Source organism: Rahnella ecdela (genome assembly GCF_019049625.1).
Taxonomy (GTDB): domain Bacteria; phylum Pseudomonadota; class Gammaproteobacteria; order Enterobacterales; family Enterobacteriaceae; genus Rahnella; species Rahnella ecdela.
This window is the reverse complement of sequence record NZ_JAFMOY010000131.1, coordinates 139,564-151,692: the sequence shown is the minus strand read 5'-3', so window position 1 is coordinate 151,692 and position 12,129 is coordinate 139,564. Positions and strand designations below refer to the sequence as shown.

The 12,129-nt window shown below is 50.4% G+C and carries 18 protein-coding genes; 7 read left to right on the top strand and 11 right to left on the bottom strand.

Features of this window, described 5'->3' with window-relative positions:
* Positions 1 to 26: 26 nt before the first annotated feature.
* The 11 genes from J1784_RS19345 to J1784_RS19300 form a co-directional block, all read right to left on the bottom strand.
* Positions 27 to 473 carry a phage virion morphogenesis protein gene (locus J1784_RS19345; RefSeq protein WP_217150541.1) on the bottom strand — a complete coding sequence of 149 codons (447 nt, stop codon included), beginning with the start codon at positions 471 to 473 and terminating at the stop codon, positions 27 to 29.
* Positions 466 to 933, bottom strand: a complete 468-nt coding sequence (locus J1784_RS19340; RefSeq protein ID WP_217150540.1) for a phage tail protein — start codon at positions 931 to 933, stop codon at positions 466 to 468. The genes J1784_RS19345 and J1784_RS19340 overlap by 8 nt, the downstream gene beginning before the upstream one ends.
* Positions 896 to 1,141: an Rz1-like lysis system protein LysC gene (lysC, locus tag J1784_RS19335; protein ID WP_238485616.1), complete on the bottom strand. Its 246-nt coding sequence runs from the start codon at positions 1,139 to 1,141 to the stop codon at positions 896 to 898. The genes J1784_RS19340 and lysC overlap by 38 nt, the downstream gene beginning before the upstream one ends.
* On the bottom strand, positions 1,023 to 1,445 hold the full coding sequence (gene lysB / locus J1784_RS26545) for an Rz-like lysis system protein LysB (RefSeq protein ID WP_238485615.1): 423 nt from the start codon (positions 1,443 to 1,445) through the stop codon (positions 1,023 to 1,025). The genes lysC and lysB overlap by 119 nt, the downstream gene beginning before the upstream one ends.
* Positions 1,442 to 1,951, bottom strand: coding sequence for a lysozyme (locus J1784_RS19330; RefSeq protein WP_217150538.1), 510 nt, complete (start codon positions 1,949 to 1,951; stop codon positions 1,442 to 1,444). The genes lysB and J1784_RS19330 overlap by 4 nt, the downstream gene beginning before the upstream one ends.
* Positions 1,935 to 2,144, bottom strand: a complete 210-nt coding sequence (locus tag J1784_RS19325; protein WP_015696635.1) for an HP1 family phage holin — start codon at positions 2,142 to 2,144, stop codon at positions 1,935 to 1,937. Before J1784_RS19325 ends, J1784_RS19330 begins: the two co-directional genes overlap by 17 nt.
* Before the next feature lie 2 nt (positions 2,145 to 2,146).
* A complete protein-coding gene (locus J1784_RS19320; RefSeq protein WP_015689595.1) occupies positions 2,147 to 2,350 on the bottom strand; it encodes a tail protein X in 204 nt (67 codons plus the stop codon).
* The gene (locus tag J1784_RS19315) at positions 2,350 to 2,844 is read right to left on the bottom strand and encodes a head completion/stabilization protein (protein ID WP_112151133.1); all 495 of its coding nucleotides are present in this window, start codon (positions 2,842 to 2,844) and stop codon (positions 2,350 to 2,352) included. The genes J1784_RS19320 and J1784_RS19315 overlap by 1 nt, the downstream gene beginning before the upstream one ends.
* A gap of 95 nt (positions 2,845 to 2,939) precedes the next feature.
* The gene (gene gpM / locus J1784_RS19310; protein WP_217150537.1) at positions 2,940 to 3,689 is read right to left on the bottom strand and encodes a phage terminase small subunit; all 750 of its coding nucleotides are present in this window, start codon (positions 3,687 to 3,689) and stop codon (positions 2,940 to 2,942) included.
* A gap of 3 nt (positions 3,690 to 3,692) precedes the next feature.
* Positions 3,693 to 4,793: a phage major capsid protein, P2 family gene (locus J1784_RS19305; RefSeq protein WP_217150536.1), complete on the bottom strand. Its 1,101-nt coding sequence runs from the start codon at positions 4,791 to 4,793 to the stop codon at positions 3,693 to 3,695.
* 43 nt (positions 4,794 to 4,836) lie between these two features.
* Positions 4,837 to 5,682 (bottom strand): GPO family capsid scaffolding protein, encoded by an 846-nt coding sequence (locus tag J1784_RS19300; protein WP_217150535.1) that lies wholly within the window; start codon positions 5,680 to 5,682, stop codon positions 4,837 to 4,839.
* A 164-nt stretch (positions 5,683 to 5,846) separates the two neighbouring features.
* Between J1784_RS19300 and J1784_RS19295 the strand changes: the two genes are divergently transcribed.
* The 7 genes from J1784_RS19295 (at position 5,847) to J1784_RS19265 (ending at position 12,114) form a co-directional block, all read left to right on the top strand.
* Positions 5,847 to 7,616, top strand: coding sequence for a terminase ATPase subunit family protein (locus J1784_RS19295; protein WP_217150534.1), 1,770 nt, complete (start codon positions 5,847 to 5,849; stop codon positions 7,614 to 7,616).
* A 1-nt stretch (position 7,617) separates the two neighbouring features.
* Positions 7,618 to 8,631 carry a phage portal protein gene (locus tag J1784_RS19290; protein ID WP_217150533.1) on the top strand — a complete coding sequence of 338 codons (1,014 nt, stop codon included), beginning with the start codon at positions 7,618 to 7,620 and terminating at the stop codon, positions 8,629 to 8,631.
* A 171-nt stretch (positions 8,632 to 8,802) separates the two neighbouring features.
* Positions 8,803 to 9,870, top strand: a complete 1,068-nt coding sequence (locus J1784_RS19285; protein ID WP_217150532.1) for a DUF8093 domain-containing protein — start codon at positions 8,803 to 8,805, stop codon at positions 9,868 to 9,870.
* The gene (locus J1784_RS19280; protein ID WP_120509533.1) at positions 9,867 to 10,088 is read left to right on the top strand and encodes a hypothetical protein; all 222 of its coding nucleotides are present in this window, start codon (positions 9,867 to 9,869) and stop codon (positions 10,086 to 10,088) included. Before J1784_RS19285 ends, J1784_RS19280 begins: the two co-directional genes overlap by 4 nt.
* A gap of 19 nt (positions 10,089 to 10,107) precedes the next feature.
* Complete coding sequence (locus J1784_RS19275; RefSeq protein ID WP_238485614.1) at positions 10,108 to 10,341, top strand: hypothetical protein; 234 nt, start codon at positions 10,108 to 10,110, stop codon at positions 10,339 to 10,341.
* Positions 10,338 to 10,535: a DUF4926 domain-containing protein gene (locus tag J1784_RS19270; RefSeq protein ID WP_217150531.1), complete on the top strand. Its 198-nt coding sequence runs from the start codon at positions 10,338 to 10,340 to the stop codon at positions 10,533 to 10,535. Before J1784_RS19275 ends, J1784_RS19270 begins: the two co-directional genes overlap by 4 nt.
* Before the next feature lie 514 nt (positions 10,536 to 11,049).
* A complete protein-coding gene (locus J1784_RS19265; RefSeq protein ID WP_217150530.1) occupies positions 11,050 to 12,114 on the top strand; it encodes a hypothetical protein in 1,065 nt (354 codons plus the stop codon).
* The last annotated feature ends 15 nt before the right edge of the window (positions 12,115 to 12,129 follow it).

Here is a 12,129-nt window from a genome sequence, read left to right as displayed (position 1 = left end):
TTTCTTTTGATTCAGATATCTAACATTTAACTCATAAGAAAGAGAATAGTGCTTTCAATAATTTGACGGTCATCAGTACTGAAACCCAACAAAGGGCGGGTTTCGTACTGCACCGGCTTACTGTGACGGTTCGGCTTATCCCGTAACCCTTCCTGATGAATACGCGCAATCCGCTGCACCCTCCCAACAAACTCAACCACTGCCGCATCGGGTGAGCCATTCGCTTTTAGGTATCGCGCCGTGCGCAGCTTGGCGAACATTTCCCGCTTTACCCTGCCCTTTTTACCTCTGACCGGCTGACGCTTTCGCTTAGCGTAGGGCGTACCGTCCGGTGCCTTTTGTTGCTTGATGCGCTGCTGCTGGCTAGCTCGCAGCTTTTTGGCTATTTCAGCGGCCATCTTACGACGGCCAGCGGGGGACAGGCTTGCCAGCAATCCGGCGAGCTTATCGTCAAAGGGCTTGAGCTCATTCATCCCATTGACTCACAAGCTCACCATGCACATACAGCTCCATTGGCCGGTGTACCGGCACCGGTAACGGGGGCTCATCCAGTGGCGTAACAGTGAGCCTGCGGTCAGCCTCTTTGACGATGGTGCGCTCGGTCAGTTGCAGGCTCATGCGCACGTCTTTGCTGTCGTCGTTATTAATATCTGCTACGTAGGTGAAGCCGCGTTTTTTCCCTTCCTCTGTGGTCATGATGTCCGGCTGATGCTCACGCAGCCACACGTTCACCGGCACAATCAGCAGGTTTAAATCCCCGGTGTAATCTGTTACGACAATATCCAGCGTGTAGCGATTCTCAAACGATAACGACGTAGCCAGCGTGGCATTAATCGTGCCGCCATCAACAAACATGTGCAGCATATCCGGGTTATCACGCAGCAACGGAACGGACTTAAAGATCGCGTTTTTCAGGCTGGCGGGCTTCAACATCGTGTGACTCCTGACATTGTTTAACGGTCTCGACTTGCAACGCACAGTTCACCAGCGCGCTCTCCAGTTGGCGATTGTCTTCGCTTAAATCACCGTTGGTTTTCGGGGTGCTTCCCGGCATCGGACAACTGCTGACTTTCGGACAGCCAACGTAAATAATCGCCGGGTTTATCGAACGCGGGGCGGGTGTGCAGCCGGATAATGTCATCAGGCAAAGGAGACTGAAACCAGCCGCGCAGCGCTTCATTTTCATTGAGTAACCTCGTAATTGTCTGATTCCGAAGCGCGGCCAGCGTACCCGCCGCATTAACCTGCTGACGGAGCACAAGCAGCGCACGCTCATTACGCTGACCGCTGGCTTTCAGCTCACTGATGGCCAGCGCGCTGGCTTCCAGCGTCGTTTTTAATTGCTGAATGTGCTGATTGGCCGCTGCTACTTTCTGATTTGCTCCCCGCCACGCAAAGAGCGCACCCGCGAGCGTGAGCACTAACACCGTCATGATGTATTTCATGGCACCCCCTTCATGCAATGTTTCAGCTCAACTGCCCGGCGGTTGTTGAGTCCCTTATTCCACACGCCATTTACATACACCCAGCGGGGGAGCTGCTGGCAGGCTTGCGACCATTCACCGTGCCTGATGAAATAGGCCAGCGTGGATTTACACGCCGCCCCCGTGCCGATGTTAAACGCCAGACTGATCACGGCGTCATACACTGGCTGCGGCATGGTCACCGGCATGCATTTATCCACGGCACGCTCCGTCATGATGATGTCAGCGATCAGATTACGGGCAGCGTCCTGCTCCGTAATGTTCTGCGCGGGCTTCACCCCCGCAGTGTGGCCGATGCCAGATGTCCAGACTCCGGCGCTGCACTGGTACGGATTTAGGCGGCACCCTTCGAGGTTGGCAATAATGGCCAGACCCTCGGCGGAGGTTTTGACAAACCGGTAATCAGGCATCAGCGCGGCCAGCGCCAACACGATGGCCACACTGCAACGTTTAACGATTGAGCTCATCGAAAACCCTCTGACTCAGGCCGTTACGCTCCAGCAATTTGTAGCTTTTGCGCCGGTAGTACCAGTTAACGAAAAACGTCCCCACGGCCACCGCAGCCCCCACCAGAAAGGCGAAATCCTGCGGCGTCAGCGCGCCGATAAAAGCCAGCAATGCCGCGAGCCCATAGGCAAACATTGAAGATATTTTTTCCATCGTCAGTCCCATAGCTGGACGGTTTCAGAAGTGGAGGCGGTATCAACGTCTGGCAAAATCACGGTGGTGCCGTGCGGCAGGACTTCGCCTAATTCAGCCAGACCGGGATTCGCGGTAAGTACCGTCTCAACGACGCCCCCGGTTCGCCCGTAGTAGCGAAAACACAGGGCGTCGAGCGTGTCGCCCTGCTGTGCGATAACTTTCATCAGAGCTGGCTCACCATGCCGCGCGCCTGCCCCTGTAACCGGGACAAATGCCAGCGCATGTCACGCCACTGGTCATCCACCGACACCTCCAGCGCATCGGCTTTTTTGTCACCCTTCGCGCTGGCGTCATAGCTGCGGTAACGCTCATAAATCACGGCGGTAGTCATTGCACAGACCGCGCTCAGGTAGTGGAAACATTTCACGCTTTCCCCGTCGAGCGCTTCAGCGGGCACATCCGCCAGCGTTTTAAATCCTGCCTCGATCTGCGCCTCCCGGAAGAGATAAAGCTCGGCGTTGACCTCGGCCATTGCGGACTTAATCGCGGCGCGCAGTCTTTCATCCGTCACGACGTGACCGAGGCGGATACGTTCGCTCACCAGTTTTGGGTCAACGTCCGGGAAAAAGAACGTATTGGTGATAACGGGAATGACCGCCTGCTCTGGGGGGATCACTACGGTGGAGCTCGCCGCTGCTGCGGTCATGACAATATCCATGTTCAAACCTCAAATAGGTGGACGGTGGACGCAGGCGTCAGACGAGGTAAAAACCTGCATCGGCCTGCGTGCCGTCCGGCGCGGGGCGCTTTCTGTTAACAACTGGCGGGCTTTGCCTTACGCGGGCGACCACGCTTAGCCGGGGCGGCTCTAGGCTTGGTTTTGCGCGGGGCGGTATCAGGCTTCGCAGTCACCGCCACTGGCCGCAGCGCCCTCTCCAGTTGCTCTATGTCTTTTTTCACACCAGCGACGCTATCAAGCTGCATCGCGCGTTTTAGCTGAATAAGCGCCTGTTCGGGCAGGCCGTTGTCGCGCAGTACCAGACCGGTAATTTTGTGCAGCTTGGCGCGCACTGGATCCGGCATGTCGTGCGGGAGGGTCATATCAATAACGGTCAGCAGGTCATCAACGCTGACGGCCTGCCCGGCACTGCGGGCGCGCATCGCGGCCAGCGCAACATCTTCGGCAAATAAATACGGCGTCGGGCGCTTGTTATTCGGCACATTGAGACCGTGTTTTAGTGCATAGCGCGCCATGTCGAACGTGCCGCGAATGTCCCCCGCATCGAGTGACCACTGCAACATCGTCATCAGGACGTCATCCTGATTTCCGGCATCGCTGGCCAGCACACCGGCAATCCACGGCGCATAGGCTGGCAACATGTCGCGCTTGCGTCGGGCTTTGTCTTCAACGGAATAAATGGATTTGAGTATCTGGCGGTCTCCGCGCAGCTTCATCAGCATCTGGCCGTATGGCAGTGCCGAACGCAGCGGATCACTGACCCGCTGCGATGAGGCTTTTTCAGCAGAGACCCGCATCATATGACGCTGTGCGGGACTCAGCATGGGTTATGCCTCGGTTTCAGGTTGGGTTTCGGTCACCGGTGATGAGGCCGGTTCGTTTTTTTCAGGGGTGAAATCGCCGAGCTCAATGTTTTCAATCATCGCCGCGCAGCCGTAGTCTTCGACCACAAAGTCAATTTTCAGGGACTCGTAGTTTTCGATGCGGTCACGGCGCGCCACTTCTTCGATATGGCGGCGGTGTGAGCTGTCCATGATGTAAATAGACAGGTTATCCAGACGGGTGATCAGCAGGGCATTGTCCGGGAAGTAAGGCACACGCACCGCAGGCAAATTACCGATGCGTTTCTGGCTGACAATAATGTCACCGGCCAGTTTTTCGCTGTTTTCCTGTGACTTGTTAATCAGCGGGAAATACTTATCGGAAAGCATTTTGCGACCGCAAATCACTACCAGTCCGGGGTCTTCTGAATGCCACGCATCCAGCAGAAAATCGGTGGCGTTCATGACAGCGGCGTCGATATTTTCGAAATCACCGTTCTTACCGATGCGCACGGTGTCGGAAACCACCGCGCCGGTGTCGTCGGTGACTTTATCCATCACACGCTCGGCGGCTTCGTTACGCAGCTTTTGCAGCCAGCCGACAGCCACGTCCTGCAACATCTGGAACTTGCTGCGGTCAGAAGTTTCCGCGCGGCTTACGCCATTGAAACCGGCCATGATGTAATCCAGTGCCTGACGTTTGGCGATTGCATCGCGCAGACGGGTCTGGAAGTCCTGATAACGCGCCCACAAATCGAGGGTGTTGTAACGGATATGGAAATCAAAATTGACCTGTTCACACTTATATTTGCGTGAAGCCAGCGCCTGAAAATCTGCGGTTTTACGCTCGCTGCCGCCGTCGGTGTCTGTGGTACTGGCAATAGAGCCGGTCACGCCAAGGCCGATTTTTTCACCTTCCTGTTCGTCCACCGGCACCATGTTGATGCGGCTCAGAAATTCTGAGGACTCCTGCACGGTGGTGATAAGGGTCTGCGTGACGGAAGGTTCAACGCTGAATTTTTTACTCAAATCCTCCACATCGACGCCGTTCAGCTCGGCCAGACGGGACAGGTAGGCATTAAATTTAAAACGGGTGTTCTTACGCATATTTCTCTCACTGTTTTTCAGGAATAAAGGGGAACGCCGCCGGTTAGCAGTTTGTCAAAAAGGTGCTTTCACCGTTGCCACCCGGAGAGACCGGGCGTTTCGGTTGTTTGAAACTTTCGGTGCTGTCGAGGGAGGTTTTTAAAGAGGTAAGCGCTTCATCGCTGGTTTTTACCTGTCCTTTAAGCGCGGTAATTTCCTGCTCCAATTCAGAGAAACGTTTTGCGGTGGTTTCACATACGGTTTGTAATTCCTCAGCCACGACAGTGATCGCGCCCTGCACGTCAGAAAAACGGGCGTCATCACTGGTCTGTTTGGTGCTGAACATCCCTTTGATCTTTTCCGTCAGGTTGGTAAGCAGGTTGTCGGGAAGGTCTTCGAAATCAAGCTCGGCAATGGTGGCCACGGAGAACAAATCATCCGGCTGGTCTTTCTTACCGGCGAATGGGTTGACCTTAGCGCGTGCGCTGAATTCGAGCATTTCCGTTCCAAGGCTGGCGGGGTCATCAGTCACGGCCAGACCGACCAGATAGGCTTTACCGGTGTTGGCGAAATTCGGGCGAATTTCCATGGAGGTATAAATTTTCTGCCCCGCTTTGACCATTGCGGCCAGCTCGTCAGTCGGGGTGATTTTGGCAAACAGCGCCCACTTACCTTTCAGAGCTGAATCATCATCAATTTTCTCGCCTTTCAGTTCGACGACATCACCGAGGCGCTTAAAGTCACCGCTGGGTAATAAGCCTCTGATGTGCTCCAGATTGATGCGGCAACCGTAGACGCGCGGATCAAACGCGGCGGCCATTTGCTGAATGTCGCTTGCCTCAATATTGCGGCCGTCGCAGGTATCACCCTCAACACCGATTCGAAACCATTTCGATACTTTCTTTGCCATTGTTCAGATGTCCTGAGTAGGAGTTAGGTTCGGGGCTAGTTTCCCGACCTGAAGCCCGCACGGCCAGCGGTGGCCGTCTGACGATCCATTACACAACAGGGGGTTAATGCGAGGGTGTGAGCGGTTGCGTAGCGTGACGCTCATCCATTCAGCGGAGCGACACAATGACCGAGAACAACGCAGGATTAATCAGCGACCCGCGCAGACAGGCGGCACTGCTTTACTGGCAGGGTTTTTCCGTCACGCAAATAGCGGAAATGCTCAGTCTGAAAAAACCCACAGTGCAGAGCTGGAAACAGCGTGAAAAATGGGACGCCGTCGCCCCGATTTCGCGCATTGAAACCAGCATCGAGGCGCGGGTCATTCAACTGGTGATGAAGAGTAAAAAAGAGGGGCAGGATTTTAAAGAAATCGACCTGCTAGGCCGACAGATTGAGCGTCTCGCAAGGGTTAACCGCTACATGTCCACCGGCAGCGAAGCGGATTTAAATCCGAACGTGGCGAACCGCAACAAAGGGGAGCGAAAAAAAGCGGAGAAAAACGTTTTCACGGATGATGCTATCGCCAAACTCAGTGACATTTTTCTGGATGATGCGTTTGAGTATCAGCGCGGCTGGTATCAGGCGGGTTTACAGCACCGTATTCGCAATATTCTCAAATCTCGCCAGATTGGCGCGACCTTCTTTTTTGCCCGCGAGGCGCTGCTTGATGCGCTGACCACCGGACGTAATCAGATATTTATCTCGGCCAGTAAATCACAGGCGCACGTCTTTAAAAATTACATCATCGACTTTGCCCGGCAGGTGGACGTAGACCTTAAAGGCGACCCGATGCAGCTTTCAAACGGGGCGCGCCTGTTCTTTCTCGGAACAAACATCCGCACCGCGCAGAGCTACACCGGCAATCTGTATCTGGATGAATATTTCTGGATCCCAAAATTTCAGGAGCTGCGCAAAGTGGCCTCCGGGATGTCACTGCATAAAAAATGGCGTACCACCTATTTCTCCACACCGTCGAGCCTTGCCCACAGTGCCTATCCGTTCTGGTCTGGTGAATTATTTAACAAAGGGCGTAGGCACAAAGACCAGCGTATTCAGCTTGACCTCAGCCACAGCCATTTAGCCGCCGGTGTGGAATGTGCCGACGGCCAATGGCGGCAGATTGTCACCGTTGAAGATGCGCTGTCCGGGGGTTGCGACCTGTTCGACATTAATCAGCTTTCGCTCGAATACAGCCCGTCCGAATATCAGAACCTGCTGATGTGTGAATTTGTCGATGATAAATCGTCGGTATTTCCGTTTGAGGAGTTGCAGGGGTGCATGGTGGACAGCCTCGAAGAGTGGCCGGACTTTAATCCCTACGTATTTCACCCGTTCGATGACAATCCGGTGTGGATTGGTTACGACCCGTCGGAAGCGAACGGCGGCGACAGTGCCGGGTGTGTGGTCATTGCCCCGCCCGCTCAGCCGGGCGGCATCTTTCGCATTTTGGAGCGTCACCAATGGCAAGGCATGGATTTTGATGCGCAGGCCAAAGCCATCGAGGCGCTGACAGAGAAATATAACGTCGAATATATTGGCATTGATGCCACTACCGTCGGTCAGGGTGTTTATCAGCTCGTCAGGCAGTTTTACCCGGCAGCGCGTGAAATCAAATACACGCCGGAAGTGAAAACGGAAATGGTGCTGAAAGCGAAAAACACCATCCATCGCGGCTGTCTGCAATACGACGCTGGCCATACCGATATTACGGCCTCATTCATGGCCATTCAGAAAACCATGACGGCCAGCGGTGCGAAATCCACCTACCGCGCGAGCCGCAGTGAAGAAGCCAGCCACGCCGATGTCGCATGGGCAACAATGCACGTACTGATTAACGAGCCGCTGACCGCCGCCTCCGGCAAACAAATAAAATCCACCTTGGTGATGTTCTGATATGACCCGTAAAAAAAACCGCATCAATAAAAAACTGACACCACAATCCGACTCCCAAAAAAGCGAAATCTTCCGCTTTGACGAACCGGCCACCGTAATGGATCGCCGCGATATTCTTAATTATCTGGAATGCCTCAGCAACGGGAAATGGTACGAGCCACCGGTCACTTTCTCCGGGTTGGCTAAAAGCTTCCGCGCCGCCGTTCACCACAGTTCGCCGATGTACGTTAAGCGTAATATTCTGGCAAGTACGTTCATCCCTCACCCACTGCTTTCTCAGCAGCAATTCAGCCGATACGCGCTGGACTACATTGTTTTTGGTAATGCGTTCATCGAAAAACGCCTGAGCGTGACCGGCCAGCTTCTCAAACTGGAGGCATCACCTGCCAAGTATACGCGCCGAGGTGTTGAGGAAAATGTTTACTGGTTCGTGGAGAATTACATAAGCCCCCACGCCTTTGGTCAGGGGGACGTTTTTCATTTGCAAGAGCCGGACATTAATCAGGAATTGTACGGCCTGCCGGAATACCTCAGCGCATTAAATAGCGCATGGCTCAATGAGTCAGCGACGCTGTACCGTCGGAAATATTTTCTCAACGGCGCACACGCGGGCTATGTCATGTACGTGACCGACCCGGCGCAAAACTCGCAGGACGTGACCGCACTACGCGACATGATGACGAAATCCAAAGGGTCTGGGAATTTTAAAAATATTTTCTACCACGCCCCCGGCGGAAAATCAGATGCGATCAAAATCATTCCCCTCAGCGAAGTGGCGACCAAAGATGATTTCTTTAACATCAAGAACGCAACGCGCGACGATCTGCTTAGCGCGCACCGGGTGCCACCGCAGATGATGGGCATTATCCCGAATAACACCGGCGGCTTTGGTGACGTTGAAAAAGCGGCAAAAGTATTTGTGCGTAACGAGTTGGTTCCGTTGCAGGAGCGCATGAAGGAGTTAAATGAGTGGGTAGGAAATGAGGTGGTGCGGTTTACTGATTATGCGCTTTAAGCATTGTTGATACTGAATAAACCGCCATATTTTTGGCGGTTTTAATGCAGGCATTTACTTCACTAACTAAATGTTATTTAGGCATATAAATACAATAATTTTGGTTAAGTCAAAAAAAGTAATATGATGAAAATCTGATCAATCAAAACTGCAAGGATTAGCAGGTGCATCATGTTTACACTCTACAAAGGCCGTGAAATTGAATGGGAACTCCGCCCAGAAGACTTCGCCTATATCTGCTCACCCGAGCACGCTTTAGAACAATCTAAAACCCACTATGATCTGGATCAGCGAAATTACCGCAGCAGATTCAGCCCCTTTAGTGTTCCTGAGCGCCTTTACTCACGACAGCCCACATGGCGACGGGCACAGACCGGATATGTGGATCCCATTTACGACTCAATAAAAGAGCATCTTCAGTTAGGCTGGCTGATTGGTGTGGATACCACTGAGCAATGGAATTGGGTCGAAAACCCATTTTACGTTGATGAAAATGGTGACCTGATTTGTGACAGAGCCTACCTGTACCACGAATGGTTTATTCGACAGGCTATGGATGCTTATGAATTCGCCGTAGCTGAAAGACAAGGTGTAAAAGCCCTTCCAACTCAGAAATATGATTACGGGGGTTGGGGTTCAGCACCTGTTCAACACGCCCAGTCAACTAAGACAATCAATAGTAAAGCTGCCGGGCGGTTATTAGCTGCTGGTGGAGTTTACAATGGCAACATTGCAGATTATGCCAAAACTGCGCAACAGCTCGGCGGTGAAGCTCCGGCAGGTTATGATCAGATGCTGAATGAGACAACCGCAGGTTCGGCGATTGCTATTGTCTCTGCGGCAGCGGGATTAGGTCTTGGTCGAATGGGTGCCGCGGGTGAGATTAGTCAGTTAGAGAAATTGACGCAGCCGCAGAACATTAATGGCTTTACACTCGAGCAGTTATCCGATGGTGCAAAACTATTAGATAAGGGAGATTTAACTCAAGCAGGACGTGCCCTGCAAAAGCATGGGGGACGTATTGGAAGTGCATTTCCACCCGTTAAGGGAAATACTGCCGCAATAAATGAACAGGGGCAAAGTATCGTTGATGGCATTTTAAACGACGAAAGCAAAAAAGTCCTATTCAGCAACACTGGTCGATTTGGTCAAGTAACTGATATTATTGCAACAGACGGTCGGGGTCTGAGGTATGACCCCCAAGGGAAGTTAATAGGATTTCTGGAGCCACCAAAATGAGTAAATTAACCGCACAACTGGCCAGTTTGCCAGACAGAGAAAACGTTGTTTATGAAATCTACTCTGATTCCGATCAGGTGGCTGAAGTGTCCAACGAGCCAGATAATGGCATCCGAATTGAAATTTTCCCATGTCCCCATACAGGGAAAATTTGGAATTTTGATTTCAATGAATTCTATACACTCATAGAACAAGCCAAGCAGAACATTGACGCTTAGGGTATAGATTATTGATTTTATGAAACTAAACGTGGGGAATGCACACCTATTAGAAATTGTCATAGCCAGCGATATAGACTATGAAAATTTGATTGCTGAGATCTATTGCAATGACCAATATGTAGCGCTTTTACAGCAAGAAGATGGCAAAGAAGAGCTGAAGGAAGTGCTTGGAAACGGCTTAAAAACAATAAACCTTGATTGGTTTCAGCATGCTTTATCAGGAGCTAAAGAACGGCTTTTAAATGAATGATACCTTCTCCCTATGACGTTGTCGTTTTAGTCAATGATATGCCAGATAAAGGACTAACCAGAGGTATGATCGGTACAATTGTTGATGTTTACAGCACACCTTCACTGGCTTATGAAGTTGAATTCTGCGATCAACAAGGTCGAACAATTGTTTCTATCGCATTAGCTCCAGAACGATTACAGAATAAACCCTGATTCATCAGACAAGACAAGGCTACTCGGATATTCGGGTGGCCATTTTGCCTTAGACCTTCGTAGCTCGTCAAAGGCGTCAGACACAGCGCTGCTCTGGGAACTGATCGGTTTTAGGGTGAAACCAGATAACCCCCTTACGACGTGCTGAGACGCTAGAATAAATGTACGTCAACACGCTCCGCGCGCAATGCTATCCCCGCCACGCCTGCCCGCTTTGCAGATCGATTATAATGCATCGAGATACTCTGGTATAAGCCTTACCAGCCATAGCGATGGACAAAGTTACATTGTCCCTAAAGTGATGCAAACTAACGCAGAAAAATGCATGGGGAGTATAGTAAGCCAAAGTTGTTCATGGGCCTAAATTGCATAAAGACTACAAACCTTATTGACGAAAATGCTGGATAGTTGTGTAATCGCATAAAATGTAACAAAAGGTATGCAAAGGCACTTGTTACACATACTCGGCTACTCCAAAACAGCCGATATGAATATATAAAAAATTGGAGAGAAAATGAGTACACAGCAAGTTTTGAATTTGAATCCCCAAATATCGATTACAGCTTTAGACAATGTACTCAAGGGGTTGGAGCAAACAACCGAATTGGCTTACCTACGACGTGTCGCAGGGCGCCATGGTTTTGATGTTACAACTCGATGGAATAGCACTGTCGATAATATCAAAAATATTATTGTTAATCCGTCACCTCAAAAACCGTATGCTAGCTTTTCCAATCTAAAATTGATTACCTTGAAAATAATCACGAGCATAAACCATTACTACAGTATCGATTACATTAAAGGCGGAGATACAACAAAAATACCGTCTATGATTTCATTCAAAAATTTCGATCAAGCTTTTAGCTCAGTATTCCCTTCAAAACTAGAAGATGGTAATGGTTTGCCTAAAATAGCAGGTAATTATATTACTGCGATTGAAGACATGGGGGATGGCATTGCTTTTATTTTTTCTTGTGTAATTCTAAAAAAAATAAACGGTAAAAGTAAAATGCGCAGCAACGAATATGCTGAACAATACTTTAATACTGTATTCATTCCTAATGATCTGAGCCGAATAGAGTATAGAGTAGATAAAAATCTTGGCCGAAGAATTGCGGAAAAAGAGTTAGTTAATCTCAGAAATGAATTCATCAACTTTATGGCCGGATTGAGAGTTAATTTAGTCTTGGAAACCGTTAACTTCTTTAATGCCATCGCTAAAATTTATAGTGATAAGCAATATGGTCGTCTTGTTCAGGTAGATTTTTTAGACCCAAACGGAGATGAAGATGCAGTGTTACGTTGTCGCACGGATCCAAAATATGATGCTCGCTATCGTCAAGTTGTAGCAACATCGCAGGGGAACACTGCACAACAGATAAATTTGAAAGTTTCCGGGGTTGCAGTTAGATTGGATAGTAAGTTAAATAATGAAACAATATCTAACGAAATTGGTTTTCAGCCAAGTAAGTCTGACTGGGCAAATAACCAATTTTGTGGAACATTCTATTTTACTCAAGCTGCCGATCATTCAGTGCATTATGGTGTGATAAATGACATCCTTAAGCGTGCGAAATAAGCATAAGAAAATGCT